Below are 25591 nucleotides of genomic sequence, written 5' to 3'. Positions count from 1 at the left end.
TTGAATCAAAACCGGCATCTGTTGCGACGCACAAGCATGTTCTTTGCTGGGCATGGTTTTGCGTCCGATGAATACGATTGTTTCTATACGCGATCCGTACTCCGAAAATTGATTCGTATTGCTTGTCGAGTTCAGCGATGAAACGTTTTTGACGTTTTACAGGTCGCTTGCAAGCGCGATTTTGTAGTGAGCCCTTAACCAGGAAGGTCGAGAGGGGTGCTGGTACGGACTTCGCTATAAGCCTCGCCGCGCAATTGGACGGGGCCGGTGCGCGACGCAACAACTGGCCATCGAAACAAGACGCTGTACTCCACGCCTCTCACAGGCCACGCGACGTTGTTGCTCTCCATGCGCCATTTGCATGGTGCAGGGACTCGCTTTGTCTGGAGTTTGGCACCGACAAGCGAGGAATCATGAAAACGAAACGCTCTAGCCGACACAAGCACGCCGCAGTCAAGGCGACCGCCTTGCTGCTGGTGCTGCTTGCGCGCGACTACTGCGCCGCGCAGCCGACCACTGCGTCCGAAAGCACGGGGAATGTCGCAGCAGGGCATGTTGCAGAAGGCAAGGTAGATACGGAGCGCGACCAGCTCCGCAAACGGATCTTTGCGGAAGCGGGCGCGGGCGCCGCGCAGCTTGCGCTCCAGGAAGCGCGTGCGAGCCGCGACGCGTTCTCCGATCACGACCTGTTCCAGATCGAAGCGCTCGTCGTCGAAACGGAGGTGCATTGGGGAAGGCAACAGTCGCTCGCATCCGATGAGCCCGACCGGCTCGCGCAGTCGAACACGGCGCTCGCGCACATCGACGAGATGCTGGCGCGCATGCCGGCATCGGATGAATTCGCGGACGTGCGCCGTTCGGTGCTCGTCGAAAAAGTCACGGCGTTGCAGGGCGTCGGGCGCATGAAGGAGGCGACGGCGCTTTATGAAGACCTGTCGCGCTCGAATCAGCCGATGCCCGCGCGCACCTACGCGGCAGCCGGCGATGCGTACACGTACATCGACCAGCCGCGCAAAGCGGCGCCCGCTTATGAGCGCGCGTTGCAGACGCCCATCGAGCCGCTCGTGCCGTCCGTCGAGCCGCATGCGTTGAAGCGCATCGATGTGCAGGAAGGGCTCTTTTTCGCGTACCTCGATTCGGGCCGCTACGACAACGCGCAGCAACTGCTCAAGCAGATTTCCGCCAGCACGCCGATTCGCGCGGATCTCTCCGAGCATCCGGAAGACGTGAACGAAGACTATGGCCGCGTGAAGAAGCTGCAGGCGCAGTACCTGCTCTACACGGACCGCACGCGCGAAGGCGTCGCCGCGCTCGACGAACTGCGTCACGAGGCGCCGTTCGATCCCGCGCTGATCAGCGCGCGCTCGGATGCGTCGCTCGTTCAGCAGCGTCCGCACGAGGCGCAGAAGGTCTACGAAGGCACGCTCGTCGATCACCCCGGCGACATCGAAACGCTCGCGGGTCTGGGCCGCACGGCGCTCGAGTTGGGTCAGTACGATCGCGCGGCCGACGTCAACGCGACCTTCAGCGACCGCTTTCCCGATAACAACACGGTCAAGACGTTCCAGCAGGATTACGCGGCGTACAAGAGCCCGCAGTTGATCGTCGCCGGCAACGGACAGAAGGGCAACTCGGTCCTCGCCGACGAAAACTGGGGCATCGACACGCAGCTCTACTCGATGCCGCTCGCCGAGTACTGGCGCGTGTTCGCGCATCAGTTCAGCGGCCGCGCGAACACGGGCGACGGCAACAGCGTGAGCCGCATTCGCAACGGCATCGGTGCTGACTTCCGCTTTCATGGCATCGACGCCGCGGCGGAAGTCAACCGCTCGACGGGCGGGCAGGCAAAAACGGGCGGCGCAGGCAGCGTGAGCTACGCACCCGACGACCGCTGGCGCTTTTCGGCAGGCGTTGACAGCAACGTCAACACGCTTCCGTGGAAAGCGTACCAGGCGGGCGTCACGGGCCGTGCGGCAACGGGTGGCGTGCGCTACAGCGTCGACGATTACCGCTACTTCGATCTCACGTACGGCGCGACGCGCTATAGCGACACGAACCTGAACCAGGCGTGGGTCGGCACGTGGTACGAGCGTCTCATCAACACGCCGAGCCATCTCGTCGCGACGTGGGTGGAGTTGAACACGAGCAGCAACACGCTCGCGAACACCGCGTACTTCGCGCCGCATCGCGACATGACGGCGCAACTCACGGCGATGTACCAGTGGACGTCGTGGCGCAACGCGGACCAGTCGCTCGCGAACCGCGCGTACGCGACGGTCGGCGGCTACCGTCAAACGGATATCGGCAACAGCATGCTGTGGGAAGTGCGGCTTGAGCAGCAGTGGCAATTCAACGCGCACGCATCGCTCGCATATGGCATTGGCCTTTCCAGCCAGCGCCTCGATCACACGCGCGAGACCAGCAAGCTCATCTACCTGAACCTGAACATTCCTCTGTAGGTCATCATGGACAAGCTCAATCGCAGACGTTTTCTTGCATTCGCCGCAGGCCTCGCCGCCGTACCCGCCGCGCAGGCCCGTATCGCGCTCGACCGTTTGCCGCCGCCCGACGCGGACGACGGCCTGACGTTCCGCGTACTTGCCATTCACGACATCCGCGACGATCTGCGCGCCGACGTGTCGACGGTCGCCGATACCTGCGCGATCAGCACGGCCACGCTCAACACGATCTTCGCGTGGCTGAAGGCGAAGGACTTCCGCCCGGTGAGCGTCGATCAGATCGTTGCGTCGCGCAACGGCGGGCCGCGCCTGCCGCCGCGCGCCGTGCTGCTCACCTTCGACGACGCATACAAGAGCCAGTTCACGCGCGCGTTCCCGCTGCTGCAACAGTACGGCTACCCCGCGCTGATCGGCGTCGTCACGCGCTGGACCGACACGCCCGCAGGCGACCCCGTGCGCATCAGCCACAAGTCGGTGATGCCGCCGGGCTACTTCATGAGCTGGGACGATCTGCGCGAGATGGCGAACTCTGGCCTCGTCGAAGTGGCCTCGCACACGCACGACATGCACCACGGCGCGCTCGCCAACCCGCAAGGCAATGAACTGCCCGCCGCGAGCGCGCATCTGTACTACCCGCAGCTGGAGCGCTACGAGACGGACGAAGAGTACCAGGCGCGCGTGCATGACGACCTGAAACAGAGCGTCGACCTGATCGAAGCCCGCACGGGCGTGGCCGTCCGCTCCGCCGTGTGGCCGTACGGGATGTACAACGCGGCGCTCATCAAGGCGTCGCAGGCGCTCGGCATGTCCGTGCATTTCACGCTCGACGACGGTCCGAACACGCCCGACGTGCCGCTCACGGCGATTCGCCGCCTGCTCGTGTCGTACGACTGGGACGTGGGCACGCTGATCGCGCAGATGCGTTCGTCGCGCCTGTATCGCGGCGAACACAATCCCGTCGAACGCGTGGTCAATGTGTCGCTCGACGAGATGTACGACATCGATCCGAACAAGAGCGAAGAAAAGCTCGGCCGTCTGCTCGACCGCATCAAGGATCTCGAACCGAAGTCGGTGTACCTGAAGGCGTACTGGGACCCCGACAACACGGGCGTCGCACGCGCGTTGTACTACCCGAACCGCCATATGCCGATGCGCGCCGACCTGTTCAACCGCGTCGCGTGGCAACTGATTACGCGTGCCGGCGTGCAGGTGTACGCACGCATGCCGCTGCTCGCGTTCGATCTGCCGACAGGCCATGCAGCGGCGGGACGTTTCGTCGAAGTCGCGGCCAACGGCCCCGCCGATACGCGGCAAGGCCGCACGCCGCGCCTGAGCCCGTTCGATCCCGTTGCGCGTCAAACCATCCAGGACATCTACGACGACCTCACGCGTTATTCGAGCTTCAACGGCGTCGTGTTCGGCGCGGACGCGACCTTGAACGCGTACGAGGACACGAGCGCTGCCGCGCTGGCCGTGTACCGCTCGTGGGGTCTGCCCGGCGACGTCGCGCAGATTCACGCGTCCGACGACCTGATGCAGCGCTGGGCGAAGGGCAAGACCGCGTATCTGAACACCTTCACGAACCAGCTTGCCGAGCGCGTACGCGCCTATCAGGGCGGCGGCAACGTGCTGACGGCGCGCACCGTGCCCGCCGAGGCCGTGTTCGACGCGAACGCCGAGCGCAACTTCTCGTTGAGCCTCGCGTCGTCGCTGGCGAACTACGACTTCGTCGCGCTGGCGGCACAGCCGCGTGCCAGTGGCGAACGCGTCAGCGACGCCTGGCTCGACAGCCTGCGGCAAACGGTGATGCAGCAGCAGGGCGCGGTGGCGAAGACCGTGTTCGAGCTGCCCGCCATCAACCGGCAGACGCAGCAGCCCGTCGAGGCAGCCGTGCTGCGCGCGCAGATGAAGCGGCTCAACGCGGCGGGCGTCGTGCATCTGGGCTACGGGCCCGACGACTTCCTGAAGAACCGGCCGGACACGACGGTGCTGCGCGACGTGATGTCGGTGCAGAGCACGCTGAGATCGAATCAGGGGATGTTGGGTTGAGCCTCGCGCGACGTATGTCCATCAAAGCGATGCCAACCCGGACCAGGGGACCACAATGAAAAACGCAATGAACATCATCTCGAACTTTGTCTTCTACTATCCGCTGCTGATGGCGTATCTGTGGATGGTGGGGGGACTGCTGCACTATCTGCTGATCGAGCGCCGCGACGCCGGGCGCAAGACGGCGCCGCCGCTCGCCTCGTATCCGAAAGTGTCCGTCGTCGTGCCTTGCTACAACGAAGCGGACAACGTGCGCGAAGTGATCGCGTGTCTCGACCAGCTGAATTATCCGAACTACAACATCATCGCGATCAACGACGGCAGCCGTGATGAAACGGGCGCGATCCTGAACCAGCTCGTGAACGTCTATCCGAAGCTCGTCGTCGTACACCAGCATCAGAACGAGGGCAAGGCGATCGGCCTCACGACGGCCGCGATGCTGTCGGACGCCGAGTATCTGATGTGTATCGACGGCGACTCGCTGCTCGACAAGGAAGCGATCGGCTGGATGCTGCGCCACTTCCTCGACGATGCATCCGTCGGCGCGGTGACGGGCAATCCGCGTATCCGCACGCGCTCGTCGCTGCTCGGGCGCATGCAGGTGGGCGAGTTTTCGTCGATCGTCGGCCTCATCAAGCGCACGCAGCATATGTATGGTCGCTTGCTGACGGTGTCGGGCGTGGTGTCGATGTTCAGGAAGCGCGCGCTGCAGGAAGTGGGCTACTGGAGCTCCGACATGCTGACGGAAGACATCGACATCAGCTGGAAGCTGCAGGTGCAGGGCTGGGGGGTGGACTTCGAATCGCGCGCGCTCAGCTGGATTCTGATGCCGGAGACCTTCCGCGGTCTTTACAAGCAGCGTCTGCGCTGGGCGAAGGGCGGCATCCAGGTGCTCTTCAAGTACGCAGGCGCCGTGCTGTCCCGCCGCAACATGATGATGTGGCCGATCTTCGTCGAGTACGCGACCAGCATCGTGTGGGCGTATTGCATGCTGTTCACGCTCGTGATGATGGCGGCCACCGCGCTCTTCACGCTGCCCGAAAGCTGGCGCTTCGCGTTCGTGCCGCGCGGCACGGGTGTGCTGCTGTTCGCGACCTGCTGCGCGCAGATCCTGATCGGCTGCCTGATCGATCGCCGCTACGACAAGAACCTGCTGCGTTATTTCGTCGACACCGTCTGGTATCCCGCTGCGTTCTGGGCAATCAGCATGATCGCGTCGGTGATCGCGCTGCCGGGCGTGGTCAGCCAGCGTCGCAGAAAGCGCGCGCGCTGGGTCAGCCCGGATCGCGGCATCCGTTCGAGCGGCGCGGTAACGGCCGACGCCTCGGCGGCATTGCTCTCGCAGCGAACGGAATGAAGCATTGAAGCACGTGGGATGAAGCAATCGAATTGACACCGCAAGTCAACCGTCTCAGGGGAAAAACATGGAATTTCCGATCATCGATGTTTCGAAGCAGTCCGTCTCGCAGTTCGCCACCGAAAGCAGCAGGGCCAAAGCCGTGCGCGCTGTCGCGTGGTACCGCGTGGTGCGGCCGACGCTGGTGCTCGGCACGTGGGTGCTGGCCGCGCTGTATATCCGCTGGTGTCTCGCGAATGCGAGTGAAGAAGAGCTGTCGCTCGACGCGTTCATGCCCGGCATCATGGGCATCGGCATCGTTGCGCTGGCGATGATTCTGTGGACCTTTGGCCGCCAGATGGACGCGATGAGCACGAACCGCGTGCGCCGCATGCCGCAGACGAGCGAGGTACAGGCGTCGCAGACCACGCATGAAATTCCCGAAGGCGATGCGGGCCGCTGCCTCGTCGCCTATCACGATGCCGACGGCATGATCTCGCACGTGATGAGCGTGCGCGAGTTCGAACGCGAAGCGGCATAAGCGAGCGCGTTCTCACAGTACAAACACACGCACCACGGAGACCAACATGTGCGGAATCGTAGGAGCAGTGGCCCAGCGCGACGTCGTCGGCGTGCTGACGGAAGGCCTGCGCAGGCTCGAATATCGCGGCTATGACTCGTGCGGCGTCGCCGTCCTGCAACACGGCGCGCCTCGCCGCGTGCGCAGCGTCGAGCGCGTTGCGAATCTCGCGGACCAGGTTCAGGAAGCAAGGCTGGCGGGCACGATCGGCGTCGCGCACACGCGCTGGGCGACGCACGGCGCGCCCGTCACCGACAATGCGCACCCGATCTTTTCTCGCGACGAGATCGCGCTCGTACACAACGGCATCATCGAGAATCACGAGCCGCTGCGCGACGAGCTGACAGCGCTCGGCTATGTGTTCGAATCGGATACCGACACGGAAGTGATCGCGCATCTGATCCATCACACACGCGAGCAGGACCCGTCGCGCGATCTGCTGACGGCTGTGCAGCGCGCGCTGCAGCGTCTGCGCGGCGCGTATGCGATCGCCGTGTTCGCGAAGAACGAGCCCGACCGCGTGATCGGCGCGCGTGCCGGTTCGCCGCTGGTGATCGGCGTGGGCGAGCGCGGCAACTATCTGGCCTCGGACGCGATGGCGCTGTCGGGCACAGTCGAACATTTCATCTTCCTCGAAGAAGGCGATATCGCCGTGCTGTCGTGCGACGGCGTGCATATCGTCGATCGCGACGGCGCGACCGTGCGCCGCGAAGTGCAGGCGCAGCACACGAGCCACTACGCGGCGGAACTCGGTCCGTATCGTCACTACATGCAGAAGGAAATCTTCGAGCAGCCGGACGTCGTCGCCGACGCGACGGAGCGCGTCCGTTCGATCACACCGGCCTTGTTCGGCGTGAACGCGCAGCGCGCGTTTAGCGAGATCGACTCGCTGCTGCTGCTCGCGTGTGGCACGAGCTATTACTCCGCGCTGACGGCGAAGTACTGGCTCGAATCGATCGCGGGAATTCCGACTCAGGTGGAGATCGCGAGCGAGTACCGCTATCGCGAGAGCGTGGTGAATCCGTGCGCGATGGTCGTCGTCGTGTCGCAATCGGGCGAGACGGCCGATACGCTCGCCGCGCTGAAGCATGCGCAGGAACTCGGCCATCACCATACGCTCGCGATCTGCAACGTGCCGCATAGCTCGATGATGCGGCTCACGGAATTGCAGTACCTGACGGGCGCGGGCCCGGAAATCGGCGTCGCCTCGACGAAGGCTTTCACGACGCAACTGGTCGCGCTGTTTCTGCTCGCGCTCACGCTCGGCAAGGAACGCGGCCACGTGAGCGCCGACGACGAAGCGCACGCGCTGCGGCAACTGCATCATCTGCCTGCCGCGCTCAATAGCGTGCTAGCGTTGGAGCCGCAGCTCGTCGCATGGGCGGAAGCGCTTGCGCGCAAGGATCACGCTCTCTTTCTCGGACGCGGCGTGCATTACCCCATCGCGCTCGAAGGCGCGCTCAAGCTGAAGGAAATCTCGTACGTGCATGCGGAGGCGTATCCGGCGGGCGAGCTGAAGCATGGGCCGCTGGCGATTGTCACCAGCGAGATGCCCGTCATCACGATCGCGCCGAACGACGCGCTGCTCGAAAAGCTCAAGTCGAACATCCAGGAAGTGCGCGCACGCGGCGGCCAGCTGTACGTGCTCGCCGATGCGGGCACGAAGATCGAAAGCCGCGACGGCGTGCGCGTGATCCAGTTGCCTGAGCACTACGGGCCGTTGTCGCCGATCCTGCATGTGGTGCCGTTGCAATTGCTCGCGTATCACACGGCCTGCGCGCGCGGCACCGATGTCGACAAGCCGCGCAATCTCGCGAAATCGGTCACGGTGGAGTGAAGGGTGTTCATGCGGACTACGATTGCAGTGCTCGTCGTGGCGGCCACGGTGGCCGCAAGCTGCGTCGTTCCGTCCGCGCTCGCGGGCGGAACGAAGGCTGCCAAAGCCGCTAAAGCCGCGAGCGTGCCGACGGGCGACCTGCGCGCCTATATGCACGGCATCGGCGCGGTTACGGATGCGCAGGGCGTGACCACCGTGTTCTTCAGCAGTTCGGGCCTGCCGCCGCGCGGCGCGGGGCGCGACCGCAACTGGACGCACGATGTCTACGTCGCGCGCTGGACGCCGCAGCAGCCGAAGCTCGACCGTCCGCGCGTGTTCATCAGCCGGCCCGAGGCGCAGGAGCCCGTGTCCGTCGCGCAGAACGATACGGGCCGCGTGATGGTGTCGTTCGAGGACGGCTGGAATACGCCGAATGAAGTGAGCCAGCGCTATGGTGTCTATACGTCCGACCTGAAGGACGTGAAGCCGTATCCGAATGATGTGCTGTCGGGCGGGCACTCCGGGCATGTCGCCGCCGTCGGCTCGCGCTTTGTCGTGTTCTATTCGAACGACTGGGTGAACGGCGGCGGCGTCGATAACCTCGGCACGGGCAACGGCGTGTATGTGAAGACCTACGATGCCGACGGCGCGCTGCTGCAGGCCATCGACGTCGCGCCGCGCGTGCGCGAATGGTGGCCGATGCTTGCCGCCTCGCCGACGCGCGCGCTGCTCGTGTGGCAGCAGTATGTAAGCGGCGAGACGTATGCGCGGCTGAAGGTCGCGACGCTGGATCCGTCGACGGGCGCGCTCAGCGAGCCGCGCGTGATTGCGGACCGGCTGCTGTACTACACGTATGCGGCGGCGTACGTGCCGTCGATCGATCGCTTCGTCGTGGTTGCGACGACTGACAAAGGCAAAGGCTTCGCGCAACTGATCGACACGAGTGGGCAGACCACGGCGACGCTCGATTGCATGCCGGCGTCGGTGCGCGAGGCGGGCATCGCGACGATCGGCGAGCGGGCGTTCACGCCGTCGCAGGATGGACGGCTGCTGCATCTGAAGTTCACGCCGGCGTCGATCGAACTGGCGGGTACGCAGCCTTCGCCGATTGCGTGGACCTACACGGGCAGCGTCGGACTGGTGCGCTCGCCGACCCAGTTGCATTGGGTCGCGACGAGCCCGAAAGGGCTGCAGGAGGCGGACTTCGATCTGAAGGCAGCGAATGTGAAGGCGCCCGATGCGAAGGATCTGTGCAAGGGATAGCAATTTCCCCGTGCGTGCGGTGACGCTTCGGGCCGCACGCACCCCACTTTTTGTATCGCTGTACCGGCCAGATACATTGGGACACATAGCCGGGAATGGGCCAGGGTATAAAACCGTCATCGCATCGAGGAGCACGCCATGACTACCCACACCCACCACGGCTCATGCCATTGCGGCGCCGTCAAATTCACCGTCGAAACGCCCGTCACGCCCGCCGTCCGCTGCAACTGCAGCCTGTGCCGGCGCAAGGGCGCGCTGATGTCGCCGTTCTTTCCGGCGAGCGCGCTCAATATCGTGTCCGGTCAGGACAGCCTGACGCTTTACCAGTTCAACACACAGGTCGCGAAGCACTATTTCTGCAAGCAGTGCGGCATCTACCCGTTTCATCAGACCCGCAAGGACCCGAACCTGTGGCGCGTAAACCTCGGCTGTCTGGACGACGTCGATCCGTATGCGCTGGAGGCGTCGGTGGCGGACGGCAAGAGCCTGTCCGTGGTGGAAGACGCCTGAAGGCCGAATGAAGGCCCCATAAAGGACGCGTAAGATAAGCGAACTCTGGCAGGCGAAGGAGCCTTGTGTGGACAAAACGGATCACGTTCTGATCGTCGACGACGACCGCGATATTCGCGAGCTGGTCGGCACGTACCTCACCAGGAATGGCGTGCGCGTGACGCTCGCGTCGGGTGGCCGGCAAATGCGCGCGGCGCTCGCCGACGAGCGGCCCGACCTGATCGTGCTCGATCTGATGCTGCCCGGCGAAAGCGGCCTCGACCTGTGCCGCGAACTGCGCGCGGGTGAATTTCAGACCATCCCGATCCTGATGCTGACGGCGCTGAGCGAGGAGACCGACCGCGTGGTCGGCCTCGAAATGGGCGCTGACGACTATCTGGCGAAACCCTTCGCGGTGCGCGAGCTGCTGGCCCGCATCCGCGCGATCCTGCGGCGCGCCCGCATGATGCCGCACGGCGGCAGCGACGAGCCGGCGAACGCCGCGCACTTCCTGCGCTTCGGCGACTGGCGGCTCGACACGATCGGCCGCAATCTGATCGACAGCGACGGCACGATGGTCGCGTTGAGCGGCGCGGAATACCGGCTGTTGCGCGTGTTCGTCGACAATCCGCAGCGCGTGCTGACGCGCGACCAGCTGCTCACGCTCACGCAAGGGCGGCAGACGGAACCGTTCGACCGCTCGATCGATCTGCTCGTGAGCCGCGTGCGTCAGCGTCTGGGCGACGACGCGCGCGAGCCGCGCTACATCAAGACGCTGCGCAACGAAGGCTATGTGTTCTCGTCGCTCGTGACGGCCGAGGACAACGGCGGATGAACGCGGCAATCGCTCGTCTGCGCGGCCTGTGGCCGCCGCGCTCGTTGTTCATGCGGCTGTCGCTGATTTTCGTGGCCGGGCTGCTGGCCGCGCAGACGCTGTCGTTCTGGCTCACGATGACCGAGCGTAACGAGGCGACCATGCACGTGATGGTCGGCTACATCGGCCAGGAGGTGACCAGCTCCGTCGCGCTGCTGGACCGCCTGACGCCGGCCGAGCGCGAGGAATGGCTGCCGAAGCTCGCGCGGCGCAGCTATCGTTTCGTGCTGGGTCCGGGCACGAGCGGCGGTGTGCCGCCGGACGCGAAGCTGTCGCAGGAAATCGGTGCGTCGATTGCGAAGGACATCGGCCCGCAGTACAAGGTGACGGCCAACGCCATTCCCGGCGAGAGCGAGCATCTCGAAGTCCACCTGACGCTGAGCGACGGCACGCCGCTCACCATCGACATGCATCCGATGCACGGCATCCCCCTGTCGCCGTGGCTGCCGCTCGTGCTGATCGCGCAGCTGGCGTTGCTCGCGGGCTGCGCGTGGCTCGCCGTGCGCCTCGCCACGCGTCCGCTCGAGCGTCTCGCGCGCGCCGCCGACACGCTCGGCCCCGATCTCGCGCCCGCCACGCTGCCTGAGGACGGCCCCGAAGAAGTGGCGCGCGCGTCGAAAGCGTTCAACGCGATGCAGACGCGAATCGGCATTTATATGCGCGAGCGGCTGCAAATCCTCGCGGCGATTTCGCACGACCTGCAGACGCCCATCACGCGCATGCGGATACGCGCCGATCTGCTCGACGACGAAGCCGAGCGCGCGCGCCTGCAAAAGGATCTGAAGGAAATGGAATTGCTGGTGCGCGAAGGCGTCGCCTATGCGCGCACGCTGCACGGCGCCGACGAAAAACCGCGCCGCATCGATCCCGATGCGCTGATCGAAAGCATGGTCAGCGACTATACGGATGCGGGCGACCCCGTGTCGCTGACGGGGCACGTCGGCCAGCCGGTGACGACGCGTCCGCAGGCGCTGCGCCGCATTCTCGGCAACCTTATCGACAACGCGCTGAAGTACTCGGGGCACGAAGCGGTGACGGTGGAAGTGAGCGTCGATGCGGCGCGCGGGCGGCAACTGTCCGTCGCTGTGCTCGATCGAGGTCCCGGCATTCCGCAGGAACTGCTCGATGCCGTATTCCAGCCGTTCTATCGCGTCGAAAGCTCGCGCAACCGCGAGACGGGCGGCACGGGGCTTGGGCTCGCCATCGCAAAGCAACTGGCGCAGTCGATGAGCGCGACGCTGACCTTGCGCAACCGCGAAGGCGGCGGGCTGGAAGCGCGCCTCACGCTGTGACGGGTGCCGCCGCGCCGTGCTTCGTCGCGGCGCGCACGTAGTCATGAGCGTCGCAGTCGTGAAGCGCACGCAGGCGCGTTTCTGATCGTTCGAGCATGGGCGCTGAAGCGCATCGTCGCGATTTCGTGTACGCAAGAGGACGAACATACGCACATCGATAACAGCGCATTTTTTTCGCGCTCTATACTGAAGGGATCATTCTTTCTTCGAAAGCGGGCCATGCGTCGTTTATCAGTCAGGCGGTCGCCGATTCACGGCAAAGGTGTGTTCGCGCTATGCACGCTCGCGGCGGGCGAACGCATCATCGAATATAAGGGCGAAGTGACATCATGGCGGCGCGCCGCGCGGCGTATCGAACGCACGGGCGACTATGGGCACACGTTCGTGTTCGGCCTGTCGGATGGGCGCGTGATCGACGGCAGCGTCGGCGGCAATAGCGCGCGCTGGCTGAACCACGCGTGCCGGGCCAATTGCGAGGCAGTCGAGATCGACGGACGCGTGTTCATCGAGGCCGCCGTCGATATCCAGCAGGGCGAAGAACTGTTCATCTCGTACGGACTGGCCGTCGACGACCCGCAAGATGAGGAAACGCGCAGCCAGTATGTGTGCCGGTGCGGATCGCCTGCGTGCCGGGGCACGATGCTCGCGACGGGGGAAGACGCGCTGGCGTGAGCGTGACCTGGCGGGGTTCTGGAAGCTGGAGTGCTGGACCGACGGTGCGGGAAGGGCTGTCGGTCGGGCTGTGAGTCGGGCTGTGATACAGTCCCCGCAGCGTTCCAGAGAGGCGTCCATGACAAACCGACCACGGAAGACCTTGCATTCCCCGGCACCGACCTTGCCGATGTTGCTGATGCAACTGGAGGCGTCGCTGCCTTCGCTGATGACCCAGCCGGCGTCATTGTCGAGCGCGATCGTTCGCGTCTGCCGATGCCTCGACCGCGCCGGCGCGCCCATGCGCCAGCGCAAGCCGCGCGCGGCACGGCCCGCCCGCGTGAAAGCGGCGAGCGTCGACGCGCCGATGTCGCTGCCGCTCTTTCCCTGATGCTGATGCATGCGTGAACCTCGCCTGCAACGCGGCGAGTGGTTTGCGTCACCTCTCTTTTCTTTTCCTTGCCGACGTTCGAGCAGAGCTGGACGCGCAGGCGCGCGTCGCGGCTCCGCTCAGGACGTTCCCGCTGCCTCACGCGCGCGCCCACCCGGCACGCGCGGAAACGCGATCTGCACGGCAAGCCCGCGCCGTCCGATGCCCGAGCCGATATGAATCTGCGCGTTGAAATGCGCGGCGATGCGCGCGACGATCGACAGCCCGAGCCCGCTGCCGTTGCCGCTCGCGGATGCCGACGCGCCGCGAAAGAAGCGGTCGGTGAGACGCAGGCGCTCTTCGTCGGAGACGCCGGGGCCGTTGTCGGAGACCGTCAGCGATACCGTCTGCGCGTCGGCCAGCACGGTGATGTGTACGCGGCCGCCGGGTTCGCCGTACTTGATGGCGTTGTCGAGCAGATTGTCGATCAGCGTGCGGGCCAGCGCGCGGTCCGCATAGACCTCGGCGTCGCGCTCGCCGGAAAGCACCACGGCCATCGATTTATCTTCTGCATGCGGCGCGCGGAACGCGATCGCCTCGCCGGCCACCTCATGCAGCCGGACGGGCGCCGTCGTCACCGTGTCGCGCTCGTCGAGACGCGCGAGCAGCAACAGCTGCTCGGCAAGATGCGCGCTGCGGTCGACGCCCTGAACCACGCGGCGCATCGCCTGCTGCTGTTGCGCGCTGTCGTGCGCGGCGAGCGCCACCTGCGCCTGGACCTTGATCGCGGCCAGCGGCGTCTTCAGTTCGTGTGCGGCGTCGGCCGTGAACGCGCGCTCGCGCAGGATGGATTGCTGCAGTCGCGCGAGCAACTGGTTGATCGCATCGACGAGCGGCCGGACTTCCGCGGGTGACGGATTGACGTGAATCGGCTCGAGATTGCGGCTGTCGCGCATGCGCACGGCCTTCGAGATCGTCGACAGCGGCCTGAAGCTATGGCCCACGCTGAACCAGACGAGCAGCGCGAGCACGGGCAGCGCAAACGCCATCGGCCGCGCGATGCGGCTCGCCACGCCCGTCGTCAGGTCGCTGCGCACGTTGGCCGGTTCGAACACGCGCACCATGCGGCCCGTCGCGCTGTCTTGCAACGCGTAGGCGAGCCACGGCTGGCCGTCCACGGTCATCGTGTGTACGCTTTGCGCGGCTTCGCCCGGCTCGGCGGCGCGATGCAGCGCGGCAAGGCCGGGGCTCGCGACGATCACGCGGCCCGCCGCATCGCGCACCTCGAAGAGCGCATAGCGGGGCCGCGCGTCGGTGTCGTCGTCGAGGGCGGGCGACGCGCGCGAGTACTCGTTGCGCACGTCGATACCTCCCGTTGCGAGCCGCGCCAGGTTCGGGTCGTCGAGCCGCGCCAGCAGATGCGCGAGCTGGATCAGGCGCGCTCTGTCCCATTCGTCGACCTCACGTGTCGCGTTGTTGAAGCTCCACGCGAACATGACCGCCCACACCGCGCCGACGCTGACGAGAATCAGCCACATCAGGCGGCGGCGGATCGATGTCGAGCGCGGGTGCGTCATGTCTTGTCCACGACATAGCCGAAGCCGCGCACCGTGCGGATCACATCGCCGCCGAGCTTCTTGCGCAGGTTCGACACGTGTACTTCGATCGCATTGCTTTCGACTTCCTCCTGCCAGCCATACAGGCTTTCCTCAATCTTGGCGCGCGGCTGCGGCACGCCCGAGTGCGTGAGCAGGTGGATCAGCACGGCCCATTCCCGCGCGGTGAGCGGCACGCGCACGCCGTTTCTCGATACCGTCTGCGCGACGGGGTCGACGCTCAGGTCGCGCCACGCAATCATCTCGCTGCCGCGGCCCTGCGAGCGGCGGATCAGCGCGCGGCAGCGCGAGACGAGTTCCGGAAGATCGAACGGCTTGCCGAGGTAGTCGTCGGCGCCGGCGTCGAGGCCCCGCACCTTGTCGGCGGCGGTGTCCTTCGCGGTGAGCACGAGTACGGGGATATCGTTGCCGCGCGCGCGCAGCGATTTCAGCAGTTCCATGCCGGAAAGTTTCGGCAAGCCGAGATCGAGAATCACGAGCAGATAGGGCGTGGTTGCGAGCGCGAGCTGCGCATGCTGACCGTCGCGCGCCCAGTCGACGGTGAAGCTCGCATTGCGCAGCGCGACTTCGAGGCCGCTGCCGATCAGGTCGTCGTCTTCCACGAGAAGTATGCGCATGGTGTCGTTGTCCGGCGGGTGCCCGGTCCCGGGCATGTCGTATTGCCTGCGAGTCTAGCGCGGATGCTACATGTATACGTGCGCTTGCCATCGTTTGAGGGTGTTAAGCATTTCTTCAGGTTCGCGCCGTTAGCATCGCCGCCTGACGCGTGCCTCGCGCTTGCGCTCGCGCTCGCGTCAGCGCCATGTTCACTCCGGCCCGTCGCACGACTTCATAAGAGACCGACAATGAACCTCAATGCTTTTGCCCAACGCCCCGCCTATGACGGCGTTGCACGCCTGTTGCACTGGCTGGTCGCGCTGCTCGTCGCCGCGCAGTTCGTGATCGGCTGGACGATGCCCGACGTGCATCGCGATACCTTGCCCAACGGCTTGATCGCGTGGCATCTCGGCGTGGGCGCGGCGATCGTCGCGGCGGTGGCGTGCCGCATTGCGTGGCGCGCGACGCATGTGCCGCAGCCCGCGGAAGTGTCGCGCGCACTCAGCGTGATTTCATCCGCGACGCATGCGCTGCTGTACGCGCTGCTGGTCGCCGTGCCGCTTGCGGGATGGGCGAACGCGTCGTCGCGCGGCTGGACGGTGAAGCTGTTCGGGACGGTTCGCTATCCTGATCTGACGGCGTCCGGCTCGCCGACGGGCCACGCACTCGGCGACGTGCATAGCTGGCTTGCATGGGTGCTGCTTGCGCTGATCGTGCTGCATGTCGGCGGCGCGTTGTTTCACCGCATCGTGCTGAAAGACAACGTGTTGCAGCGGATGCTGCCGTAAGCCGCAAGCAATGTGATGCAAGCCACCTGAAACGCACGTCGAATCTAAGTGCTTAATATTCCCTTCAGACTCCGCTCGCTACCATCGGTGCGTCGTGTCCAGCATGGCTGGGCACGCTCGAATCTGTCGCACCGTCACGCAGGCTTCACATCAGCGAAGTAGCAGCAGCGGGCCGGTGCGCGCCACGTAGGGCTGGCTCGCCATGAAGCAAACCACTGTTCAGATGATCCGCGCGCACCTCGTCACGGCTTCTGTTGCCGCGACGGCCATCGACGTCTGTGTCGTGAGCCTGCTTTTCTTCTGCAAGTTTCCACAGACGCTGTTCGAGACGGCAACGTTCCGCGTGCTGACATTCGGCCTGTTGCTGGCTGCCGTTCTGATTACACGTCACGCGGCGCGCAGGGCGTTTCGCGCGGCTGTGAAAAGACGTCATGCGCATTTCATCGGACCACGGCGCGATGCCGTTTGCGTTTCCGCAATCTGTCCCGCGCGCGGACTCGTCATCCTTCATCTGCATTTCACCGGCATGCCTTACGTTCCCGTTCAAGCGACGGGATGGTGATGCCGGTTGTGTCTTCGTGGCTGCGCGCGTCGACACGACGGCCGGCCTGCATTCATTTCAGCGGGAGCAATCGACAACATGCAGGACACGCTGTTACGTATTGACTGGTTGCCGATGATGCTTGTGTGCGGCGCAGCGCTGTATGCCGTTATGGCCGTGCTGGCCTCGCTCGTGTCGGCGGCGCGTGCCGCCGCGCGCGAACGGCGATTTTTGCCAGCGCGTGCGCCAACGCCCGTCAGCGTGCTCAAGCCGCTGTGCGGCGCCGAGCCACGGCTTTTTGACAATCTCGCGACCTTCTGTGAGCAGACGCATCCGTGCTTCGAACTAATCTGCGGCGTATCGAGCGCGGACGATTCCGCCATCGCGATCGTCCATCGTTTGCAGGCCGCGTATCCGCAATGCCGGATTTCGCTCGTCGTCGATCCGCGCGTGCATGGCACGAACCTGAAGGTAAGCAACCTGATCAATCTCGCGCAATGGGCGCACCATGACGTGTTCGTGATCGCGGACAGCGATATCGCCGTCGAAGCGGATTATCTGGAGCGCGTCTGCGCGCCGCTCGCCGATCCGCAGGTCGGCGTCGTCACGTGTCTCTACCGCGCGAAAGGCATTGCCGGATTCTGGTCGCGCGTGGGCGCGCAGTTCATCAACGAGTGGTTCGTGCCTTCGGTGCGGATCGCGCATGCGTTCGGCTCGACGCGCTTCGGCTTCGGCGCGACGCTCGCGCTGCGGCGCTCGACGCTGGCGGGCATCGGCGGCTTCGAGCGGCTGCGCAATACGCTCGCCGACGACTACTGGCTGGCCGGTCACGTGCGCGAGTTGAATCTGCAAACGGTGCTGTCGCCTGTCGTCGTCGAGACGGATGTGACCGAGTACACGCTCGCCGCGCTGTGGGATCGCGAGACGCGCTGGCTGCGCACGATCCGCTCGGTGAACCGCACGGGCTTCGCGGCGCTGTTCGTGACGTTCACGCTGCCGTGGATAGCCTGCGGCGCGTGGCTCGCATTCGAGTTGCATCGGGTGAACGCGCATCCCGCCGTGTCGATCGCGCTCGTCGTCGCTGCCGTGGCGGGCGTGTCGGCGCGCGTCGTTCTGCATGCGCTGATGGGCGCCGAACGACGCCTGTTGTGGCGCGATCTCGCGCTGATGCCCGTGCGCGATGCATTGCTGTTCGCGCAATGGATGGCAGGGTCGTTCGGCTCGACGGTAGTGTGGCGCGGCGTACGCGTACCCGTCGAAGCCAGGGACAACGCCACGACGGTTTTCCGGCCCGAGCCGGCCAAGGCACTCGAAGTATCCGATGGACGCTGAGCGCGTCGCGAGAACATCGCGCGCGCCTGGCTAAACTACAACTCGTGAAAAGAGAATATGAAGAAGACGTTATTTTTGCAGGCGCCGTCGTACGACGGTTTCGACGGGGGTGCGGGTTCGCGCTATCAGGCAAAGCGCGAGATCCGTTCGTTCTGGTATCCGACGTGGCTTGCGCAGCCGGCCGCGCTGGTGCCAGGCAGCCGCGTGCTCGACGCGCCCGCTGATGGTCTTTCCGTTGAAGCGTCGCTTGCGATCGCGCAGGAATACGAGCTCGTTGTCATTCATACGAGCACGCCGTCGTTTCCGACCGACGCGCTGTTCGCCGAGCAGCTGAAAGCGCGCGCGCCGAAGGTGTTGATCGGCATGGTCGGCGCGAAGGTCGCCGTCGATCCGCACAACTCGCTCACAGCGAGCGAGGCAATCGATTTCGTCTGCCGCGAAGAGTTCGATTTCACCTGCAAGGAGATCGCCGAAGGACTGCCGTTTTCGCAGATCAAGGGCCTGAGCTATCGCGCCGCGGACGGCTCGATCGAGCACAACGAAGCGCGCCCGATCCTTGAGAACATGGACGAGCTGCCGTTCGTCGCGCCGGTGTACAAACGCGATCTGAAGATCGACAACTACTTCATCGGCTATCTGAAGCATCCGTATGTGTCGATCTATACCGGGCGCGGCTGCCGGTCGAAATGCACGTTCTGTCTGTGGCCGCAGACGGTGGGCGGGCATCGCTATCGCACGCGCTCCGTCGAGAACGTGCTCGAAGAAGTGAAGTGGATTCGCGACAACATGCCCGAAGTGAAGGAGATCATGTTCGACGACGACACGTTCACCGACTTCAAGCCGCGCGTCGAAGAGATTGCGCGCGGTCTCGGCAAGCTCGGCGTCACGTGGTCATGCAACGCGAAGGCGAACGTGCCATACGCGACGCTCAAGATCATGAAAGAGAACGGCCTGCGCCTGCTGCTGGTCGGCTACGAATCGGGCGACGACCAGATTCTGCTGAACATCAAGAAGGGCCTGCGCACCGACATCGCGCGACGCTTCTCCGAAGACTGCCGCAAGCTTGGCATCAAAATTCACGGCACCTTCATCCTCGGGCTGCCGGGCGAAACGAAAGAGACGATCCAGAAGACCATCGAGTACGCGAAGGACATCAATCCGCACACCATTCAGGTGTCGCTCGCGGCGCCCTATCCGGGCACCACGCTCTACAAGCAGGCCGTCGAAAACGGCTGGCTCGAAGAGAACAAGGTGATCAACCTGGTGAGCAAGGAAGGCGTGCAGCTGGCGGCGATCGGCTATCCGCATCTGTCGCGTGAAGACATCTATCACCATCTCGAACAGTTCTACCGGCAATTCTATTTCCGTCCGTCGAAGATCTGGGAGATCGTGCGCGAGATGCTGCTGAGCTGGGAAATGATGAAACGGCGTCTGCGCGAAGGCGTCGAGTTCTTCCGTTTCCTGCGGGCACGCGAGGCATGACGCGACAGTCGGCGCAGCGCTCTATAAACGCACCGCGACGCGCGCTGATCGTGACGGCCGACGACTTCGGTCTGCATGTGCGGATCAACGAAGCCGTCGAGCGCGCGCATCTGCATGGCGTGCTGACGTCGGCGAGCCTGATGGTGTCCGCGCCCGCCTCGGCGGATGCCGTGCGCCGCGCGCACCTTTATCCGAGCTTGCGCGTCGGCTTGCATCTCGTGCTCGCGGACGGCGTGCCCATGCTCGCCACGCATCTGATTCCCGCGCTCGTCGACAAACATGGGCGGCTCGGCCAACGGATGGTGCGCGACGGCTTTCGCTTTTTCCTCCTGCCTGAAGTGCGGCGCCAGTTAAAGGCGGAAATCCGCGCGCAGTTTCAGGCCTTCGCGCGCACGGGGCTCACGCTCGACCACGTCAATACGCACAAGCACTTTCATCTGCATCCGACGGTGCTCGCGCTGATTATCGAAGTGGGTAGCGAATATGGGCTGAAGGCGATGCGGCTGCCGTACGAGCCGGGCTCGCCTGCGTGGATCAGGCCGTGGATGGCACGCGTGCGCAAGCAGCTGGATAATGCAGGCATCGCACACAACGACTACGTGATCGGCATGTCGCAGACAGGGCATATGGACGAGGCGGTGCTGCTCGCCGCGCTTGCACGGCTGCCGGAAGGCGTCGGCGAGATTTACAGTCATCCCGCCGTGGCCGGAGAAGGCGCGATCACGCCGACGATGCAGACCTACCGGCACAGCGACGAACTGGATGCACTGCTGTCCACGCGTGTCGCGTCGGCGATTGCCGCGAGCGGGGCGATCACGGGCGGTTTCGCCGACGTGTTCGCGCAGCCGTCTTATCTATGATCAAGTGGCTCACATGGCTGGGATTGCCCGCGGGCATCGCGGTGCTGATCGCATTGGCGTTGCACAGCGGCATCGACGACGTGCTGCACGCGATCCGTTCGGCAGGCTTCGCGCTGCTCTGGCTCGTGCCGCTGCATGCGCTGCCGTTGCTGCTGGATGCGCAGGCGTGGCGGCTTCTGCTCGGCAGAAGTGCGTCGCTCGCGTATCTGTGGTGGGTCGCGACGGTGCGTGAGGCGGTGAGCCGGCTGCTGCCTGTCGCGAGCATCGGCGGGGAGTTCGTCGGCGTGCGGCTCGCGCGCTGGAAAGTCGACGAGACGAGCTTGGTGTGCGCGTCGGTGATCGTCGAGGTGCTGGTGACGCTGGCCGTCCAGTATGTGTTCGCCGCACTCGGGCTCGTGTTGATCGTCGCGCAGACGGGCCACGATGGTTTGCTCGCGACCGTCGGCGCGGCGTTGCTGCTGTCGTTGCCGCTGCCCGTCGTTGTGTTCCTGCTGCTCAGGCGCGGCGGGCTATTTCACGCGATCGAGCGCTGGTCCGCGCGTCTACCGATGAGCGCGCACTGGAACGTCGAGCGCATCGGCGGCGCGCAGCTCGATGCCGCGATCGATGCGTTGCTGCGTGAGCCGCGTCTGCTGTTGCGCGCGTTTGTCTGGCAGTTTGCCGGCTATCTGCTCGGCGCGTCGGAGGTGTATGTCGCGCTGTGGATGCTCGGGCATCCCGTTTCCATTGGTGGCGCGATCGCCGTCGAAGCGCTTACGCAGGCGGCGCGCCATGCGGCGTTCTTCGTGCCGTCGGGGCTCGGCGTGCAGGAGGCCGTCGTCGTGCTGCTCGCGCGGATGTTCGGCGTCGATGAGCAGACGGCGCTGTCGCTTGCGCTCGTCAAGCGGATGCGCGAAGTCCTGTTCGGCTGTGTGGCGCTGGCATCGTGGCAGGCGGCAGAGCTTGTGCGCAACCGTGGCGGCGGTGTCGCGAGAAACCTTCGCTGAGTCCTGTCGAGCATCGCGCGGAAGCTTCCGGGCGGAAGCGTGCTCGCTGGTGATCCTGTTCTTCAGGCCACGCATGCTGTGCGTCGCGCGTGCATGTTGCCGAATGCGAATCGCAATCAACTAGGTTCCGGAAATATTCGTGCCGATGTCATAGGCTGAAAGCCGGTTCCCTCGATTCGATTCAGAACGGCTGCGCATGCCGCCCTTGTCAACGTCTCCGACCCGAACGCTCGACGCGCTCAAGCGAGCCGGCCTGCTAGGCACGGCTGCGCAAGTCGCCGTGCTCGACTATCTGCAACGCACGGAGCACGGCCATTTCAGCGCGGAAGAGATTCACCGCCGCATCGCTGCGGGCGGCGAACGTATGAACCTGTCGACCACCTATCGCGTGCTCAGTCAGCTGGTGGAGGCGGGCTTCGTCGCGAACGTCCCGCTCGGCAAGCATCACAGTCTCTACGAACTGAACTCGGGCAAGGCGCACGATCATCTCGTGTGCGTCGTGTGCGGGCGCGTTGAAGAGTTCTCCGACCCGAAGATCAATCGCCGGCGCATCGCGATCGCGAAGAAGTTCGGCTTGCGCATCGTCGGCAAGACGCTGGCGTTGCACGGGGTGTGCGCGGATTGCGCGGCGCGCGCGCATCCACCGAGACCGCGTGCGAAGTGAGCGTTGGACATTGGTGTGAGACATCAGCGCCGCGCCCGTTTGTGCGCGCTGGAAAGGAGTGTTTCCGCGCGACCCGTTAATCCGCGGCGCGCGAACCGCTAAAGTGGCTCTTGTGCGCGGTGCTTCCCTTCGCGCGCGAGAGAGCTTCCCCCGGTCGCCGCACCCGGCGTCCGGGGTTTTTTTCGATTGCTCCGTTTTTTTGACGCGCGTAACGTGAGCCTGCCTCTTGAGAACAGGCGAGCTTTTTGTCAAGCCCCGCGCCGCTCCGATCACGTCCGGCCGGGGCTTCTTTTATGGCGTCTCTGCGTTCGCGCGCCGTGGCTCAGCGCGCGTGACTGCCCGCTGACGCATTCCCGTCGTACACTCCCTGATCCATGATCCAGCTGCGCTGCGAAGGGGGACAGCCTCATGTCGGACGATATGTTCAACACCAGACGGCTTCGCGACCCCGCGAAGTCGGACCTGCTGCACCTGCTGGACGGCGTCGAGCAGTTTAGCGACGAGGTGTTTCCCGCCACCCAGGCGCTATTCGAAAGTCTCGCGCAAGGTCAGGCGCCGCACACGCTGTTCATCACGTGTGCTGACTCGCGTGTCTCGCCGGAAATGATTACGCAAACGCATCCGGGCGAGCTCTTCGTGTGCCGCAATATCGGTAATATCGTCCCCGCTTACGGCGAAATGCTGGGCGGCGTGTCGGCCGTTGTCGAATACGCGGTGCTTGCGCTGAACGTGCGGCAGATCGTGGTCTGTGGACATAGCGACTGCGGCGCGATGCGCGGCCTCGCGGGCACCGCGCCGATGACAGCGGAAGACATGCCGACCGTCAATGCGTGGCTGCGCAATGCGGAGACGGCGCGCAGCGTCGTGCAGGCACGCAAGGTCGACAGCGATCATCTCGTTCAGGCGCTCGTCGAGGAAAACATCCGGCTGCAACTGATGCATCTGCGCACGCATCCGTCCGTCGCTGGGCGTCTCGCGCAAAAGCGCCTCGATGTCCAGGGCTGGGTGTACGACATAGGGCATGGGCGCGTTTCAGTGTTCAACGAAAACGACGACCGCTTCGAAAGTCTCGGCGAAGCGCGCACGCGGATTCAGCGGGAGCAGGGCGGTTGATTACGCGGTGCCCGGTGCGGCCGTTTCGCTTCAATCGCCCATCGCCGCGGCGCGCCGCAGAAATCCCAGCGCCCGCTCATTGTCGAGATACGCGGTATTGAACCGGACCCACGGCGTCACCTCGCCGTGCGGCCGGTAGTAGCTGCCCGGCTGCACCGTAATGCCGGCGCGGGCCGCCTCGGCGACGAACACATCCGAATTCGGCACACCCGGCACGCGTGCCCACACTAGCGTGCCGCCGCACGGCTCGTCGAACACTTGCCAGCCGATGCCATTGAGCAATTCCACCGCGGTCGAAATGGCGCCATTCACGCGCCGCCGCAGCCGTTCCAGATGCTTGCGATACGTGCCGCGCTCGAGCAGCGCGGCCACGACGCGTTCGCTAAAGCGCGTGCCGCCGAGGCTGGTGAGCGCCTTCACTTCGACGAAGTGCTTGACCAACCCCGCTTCGGCGGCGATATAGCCCAGCCGTAGCGACGACGACAGGCTCTTCGAAAACCCGCCGATATACACGACGCGCGTCAGCCGGTCGAGCGACGCGAGACGTTGCGTGGGAATCGCCTGGAAATCCGCGTAGACGTCGTCTTCGACGATCATGAAGTCGTGTTCCTGCGCGAGTTGCAGCAACCGGAAGCCGACGTGCGGCGCGACGTTCGTACCCGTCGGATTGTGAAAGACCGTGTTGATGAAAAAGAGCTTCGGCCGATGTTCCTTCAGCAGCGCCTCGACGGCTTCGACATCCGGCCCGCTCGACAGACGCGGCACGCCGACCAGTTCGATACCTTGAAGCTTGAGCAGCCCGAACAGGTTGAAGTAGCCGGGATCTTCGACGAATACGGTATCGCCGGGCTTGAGCAGCATCCGCACGACGAGGTCGAGCGCCTCGCTCGCGCTGTTGGTCACCATGATGTTCTGTGGCTCAGCCGCCACGCCGACGAAAGCAAGACGCTGCTCGATCTGCACCCGCAACACCGGGTCGCCCTGTGGGATCGCGTAGTCGATCAGACTGCGTGCGTCGGTGCGGGACGCCTGGCGGATCGCCTGCGCAATGCCTTCGACGTCGCGCCACGCCTCGGGAATGAAGCCGATCGACAGGTTCAGCACCTCGTCGGGCCGCTCGAACTGCCGCAGGATCTGGTCGGATTCGGGCGTCGCGCGGATCGCGTCGAGCCCGCGCGTGGCGCGCGGCGCCTTTTCGAACTGTTCGGCTACGTAGTAGCCGGAACCGTGCTTGGGCTGCAGCAGGCCGCGCGTGGCGAGCCGGTCGTAGGCCTCGATGACGGGAAAGCGGCTGATGTTGTGCTCGGCCGCGAACTTGCGGATAGACGGCAGGCGCATGCCGACGCGCAGTTCGCGCGCCAGGATCAGCGCTTCGACCTGACCGACGATCTGTTCCGTCAGCGGGGTAGCCGTTGCGACGTCGAGGGTGATCTTCATTCGCCTCCCTGTCGACCAGAGTGGGCGCGCTAGCACCTTACTTTGGTCCCATCAAGATGATTGCTCTGAAAGTGTTCATGCGAGTTTGCCGAACACTTCACGCAAATTGATCGAAAGTGTTCATTCCAGTTATCGCAGTTTACCGGAACAATAGGCCCAACGAGTTAGTTTGTTTGCATGAATTTTTAAGTGAAAGTCTCGGTAAATCAGTGAGTTAGTGGAAATTCGACGAATTCCTCGAACACTGGCCAAAGCGAACGAACACTTTATCTGATTCCGCAAAAACGGAACTGTACAAACTGAATTTCCGAGGCCGTGCAAAAAAGATACGGCCCAGCAGAACCTGAGAGAAAGCAGAACCTGAGAGAAACAACGAACGGCGGCCATTGACGGGAATCCGGCTGGACCGCCCAGACCTATATCGACCTTCAGGCGCGCTCCCTTTTGCGGGAGCGCCCGTTTTGTTCGTCGAAAGGGTCTGGCTGCGGCGTGAGTCCGACACTCGGGCACGCATTCGGTGACAGCGCGCGAGGCTGCGATCGGCGGCATCGGGCCGATAAACAACACACACGTCTGACTGCGCCGCAGCGGCCGGGAAGCCGCGCAAGGCGACAGATCCACGGCGGAGAACGGGGCTACAAGTTAAGCCTGTTGCGCTCATCGGCCTGCCGCCATTGGCGAGGCGATGCTGCCCGCCACACGGCTTTGGGTTTCTGGCTTCGGGTGTGAAAGAACTGGCCACGGTGGTGGACAGCTTGTTAAGCAGTACAGAGTTAACGCCAACCCCAAAGGAGATTGAGATGACGACCCAAGTGCAGGTTCAGCAAGCGCAGCCGCAACAACAATCGCAGGCGCAGTCGCAAACGGACAGGCAAGACGACAAGAAAATCACTGTCGTGGTCAAGCCGCGCAAGGCGCGTCCCGTCCTGATCCCGGTTCACCTGTGATGAACGCGCCGGCACCGTTGCGTGCCGGCCACGAACGGAGGCCGTCGTG

23 protein-coding genes are annotated in these 25591 nt (G+C 64.5%); 20 read left to right on the top strand and 3 right to left on the bottom strand.

Going from position 1 to position 25591, the window contains the following annotated elements; translation table 11 throughout:
* Nucleotides 1-413: 413 nt before the first annotated feature.
* The 11 genes from pgaA to BLT65_RS26125 all read left to right on the top strand — a co-directional run bounded on the left by pgaA (nucleotide 414) and on the right by BLT65_RS26125 (nucleotide 13200).
* Complete coding sequence (pgaA, locus tag BLT65_RS26175) at nucleotides 414-2459, top strand: poly-beta-1,6 N-acetyl-D-glucosamine export porin PgaA (protein WP_091782667.1); 2046 nt, start codon at nucleotides 414-416, stop codon at nucleotides 2457-2459.
* A 6-nt stretch (nucleotides 2460-2465) separates the two neighbouring features.
* The gene (gene pgaB / locus BLT65_RS26170; RefSeq protein ID WP_091782663.1) at nucleotides 2466-4508 is read left to right on the top strand and encodes a poly-beta-1,6-N-acetyl-D-glucosamine N-deacetylase PgaB; all 2043 of its coding nucleotides are present in this window, start codon (nucleotides 2466-2468) and stop codon (nucleotides 4506-4508) included.
* Nucleotides 4509-4575: 67 nt separating this feature from the next.
* Nucleotides 4576-5865, top strand: a complete 1290-nt coding sequence (gene pgaC, locus BLT65_RS26165) for a poly-beta-1,6-N-acetyl-D-glucosamine synthase (RefSeq protein WP_244186601.1) — start codon at nucleotides 4576-4578, stop codon at nucleotides 5863-5865.
* A gap of 67 nt (nucleotides 5866-5932) precedes the next feature.
* Nucleotides 5933-6385 carry a hypothetical protein gene (locus BLT65_RS26160; RefSeq protein WP_091782657.1) on the top strand — a complete coding sequence of 151 codons (453 nt, stop codon included), beginning with the start codon at nucleotides 5933-5935 and terminating at the stop codon, nucleotides 6383-6385.
* 46 nt (nucleotides 6386-6431) lie between these two features.
* Nucleotides 6432-8261: a glutamine--fructose-6-phosphate transaminase (isomerizing) gene (glmS, locus tag BLT65_RS26155; RefSeq protein WP_091782654.1), complete on the top strand. Its 1830-nt coding sequence runs from the start codon at nucleotides 6432-6434 to the stop codon at nucleotides 8259-8261.
* A gap of 9 nt (nucleotides 8262-8270) precedes the next feature.
* Nucleotides 8271-9503 carry a hypothetical protein gene (locus BLT65_RS26150; protein WP_091782744.1) on the top strand — a complete coding sequence of 411 codons (1233 nt, stop codon included), beginning with the start codon at nucleotides 8271-8273 and terminating at the stop codon, nucleotides 9501-9503.
* A gap of 138 nt (nucleotides 9504-9641) precedes the next feature.
* The gene (locus BLT65_RS26145; RefSeq protein WP_042311412.1) at nucleotides 9642-10013 is read left to right on the top strand and encodes a GFA family protein; all 372 of its coding nucleotides are present in this window, start codon (nucleotides 9642-9644) and stop codon (nucleotides 10011-10013) included.
* 67 nt (nucleotides 10014-10080) lie between these two features.
* Nucleotides 10081-10827 carry a response regulator gene (locus BLT65_RS26140; protein ID WP_042311414.1) on the top strand — a complete coding sequence of 249 codons (747 nt, stop codon included), beginning with the start codon at nucleotides 10081-10083 and terminating at the stop codon, nucleotides 10825-10827.
* Nucleotides 10824-12158 carry an ATP-binding protein gene (locus BLT65_RS26135; RefSeq protein ID WP_042311416.1) on the top strand — a complete coding sequence of 445 codons (1335 nt, stop codon included), beginning with the start codon at nucleotides 10824-10826 and terminating at the stop codon, nucleotides 12156-12158. The genes BLT65_RS26140 and BLT65_RS26135 overlap by 4 nt, the downstream gene beginning before the upstream one ends.
* A 219-nt stretch (nucleotides 12159-12377) precedes the next feature.
* Nucleotides 12378-12830: an SET domain-containing protein gene (locus BLT65_RS26130; protein WP_042311418.1), complete on the top strand. Its 453-nt coding sequence runs from the start codon at nucleotides 12378-12380 to the stop codon at nucleotides 12828-12830.
* A gap of 118 nt (nucleotides 12831-12948) precedes the next feature.
* Nucleotides 12949-13200: a hypothetical protein gene (locus BLT65_RS26125; RefSeq protein ID WP_091782651.1), complete on the top strand. Its 252-nt coding sequence runs from the start codon at nucleotides 12949-12951 to the stop codon at nucleotides 13198-13200.
* Between the two features lie 119 nt (nucleotides 13201-13319).
* Here BLT65_RS26125 and BLT65_RS26120 read toward each other — a convergent pair whose 3' ends face one another.
* Together BLT65_RS26120 and BLT65_RS26115 are read right to left on the bottom strand one after the other, a co-directional pair.
* Complete coding sequence (locus tag BLT65_RS26120) at nucleotides 13320-14756, bottom strand: ATP-binding protein (RefSeq protein WP_091782648.1); 1437 nt, start codon at nucleotides 14754-14756, stop codon at nucleotides 13320-13322.
* Complete coding sequence (locus tag BLT65_RS26115; protein ID WP_042311537.1) at nucleotides 14753-15412, bottom strand: response regulator; 660 nt, start codon at nucleotides 15410-15412, stop codon at nucleotides 14753-14755. The genes BLT65_RS26120 and BLT65_RS26115 overlap by 4 nt, the downstream gene beginning before the upstream one ends.
* Nucleotides 15413-15640: 228 nt before the next feature.
* Here BLT65_RS26115 and BLT65_RS26110 point away from each other — a divergent pair, with 228 nt between their 5' ends.
* The 8 genes from BLT65_RS26110 (at nucleotide 15641) to BLT65_RS26075 (ending at nucleotide 23158) form a co-directional block, all read left to right on the top strand.
* Entirely contained in the window at nucleotides 15641-16180 is a 540-nt protein-coding gene (locus tag BLT65_RS26110; protein WP_091782645.1) for a cytochrome b, read from the top strand.
* Nucleotides 16181-16382: 202 nt separating this feature from the next.
* A complete protein-coding gene (locus tag BLT65_RS26105; protein ID WP_091782642.1) occupies nucleotides 16383-16742 on the top strand; it encodes a hypothetical protein in 360 nt (119 codons plus the stop codon).
* 78 nt (nucleotides 16743-16820) lie between these two features.
* Nucleotides 16821-18053, top strand: coding sequence for a bacteriohopanetetrol glucosamine biosynthesis glycosyltransferase HpnI (hpnI, locus tag BLT65_RS26100; protein ID WP_091782639.1), 1233 nt, complete (start codon nucleotides 16821-16823; stop codon nucleotides 18051-18053).
* A gap of 57 nt (nucleotides 18054-18110) precedes the next feature.
* Entirely contained in the window at nucleotides 18111-19535 is a 1425-nt protein-coding gene (gene hpnJ / locus BLT65_RS26095) for a hopanoid biosynthesis associated radical SAM protein HpnJ (protein WP_042311430.1), read from the top strand.
* On the top strand, nucleotides 19532-20395 hold the full coding sequence (hpnK, locus tag BLT65_RS26090) for a hopanoid biosynthesis-associated protein HpnK (protein ID WP_091782636.1): 864 nt from the start codon (nucleotides 19532-19534) through the stop codon (nucleotides 20393-20395). The genes hpnJ and hpnK overlap by 4 nt, the downstream gene beginning before the upstream one ends.
* Complete coding sequence (locus tag BLT65_RS26085; RefSeq protein ID WP_091782633.1) at nucleotides 20392-21381, top strand: lysylphosphatidylglycerol synthase domain-containing protein; 990 nt, start codon at nucleotides 20392-20394, stop codon at nucleotides 21379-21381. The genes hpnK and BLT65_RS26085 overlap by 4 nt, the downstream gene beginning before the upstream one ends.
* A gap of 196 nt (nucleotides 21382-21577) precedes the next feature.
* Nucleotides 21578-22045, top strand: coding sequence for a Fur family transcriptional regulator (locus BLT65_RS26080; RefSeq protein WP_091782630.1), 468 nt, complete (start codon nucleotides 21578-21580; stop codon nucleotides 22043-22045).
* Between the two features lie 408 nt (nucleotides 22046-22453).
* A complete protein-coding gene (locus tag BLT65_RS26075) occupies nucleotides 22454-23158 on the top strand; it encodes a carbonic anhydrase (protein ID WP_042311436.1) in 705 nt (234 codons plus the stop codon).
* 30 nt (nucleotides 23159-23188) lie between these two features.
* Here BLT65_RS26075 and BLT65_RS26070 read toward each other — a convergent pair whose 3' ends face one another.
* Nucleotides 23189-24595 carry an aminotransferase-like domain-containing protein gene (locus BLT65_RS26070; protein WP_042311437.1) on the bottom strand — a complete coding sequence of 469 codons (1407 nt, stop codon included), beginning with the start codon at nucleotides 24593-24595 and terminating at the stop codon, nucleotides 23189-23191.
* Between the two features lie 725 nt (nucleotides 24596-25320).
* On the opposite strand from BLT65_RS26070, the gene BLT65_RS46560 reads away from it, so the two are divergent.
* Nucleotides 25321-25542, top strand: coding sequence for a hypothetical protein (locus tag BLT65_RS46560; protein ID WP_131240041.1), 222 nt, complete (start codon nucleotides 25321-25323; stop codon nucleotides 25540-25542).
* Nucleotides 25543-25591: the final 49 nt, after the last annotated feature.

Origin of the sequence: Paraburkholderia steynii (assembly GCF_900100565.1) — a bacterium.
Taxonomy (GTDB): Bacteria; Pseudomonadota; Gammaproteobacteria; order Burkholderiales; family Burkholderiaceae; genus Paraburkholderia; species Paraburkholderia terrae.
The sequence above is the reverse complement of the archived record's forward strand: the minus strand, read 5'-3'. Positions and strand labels throughout refer to the sequence as shown.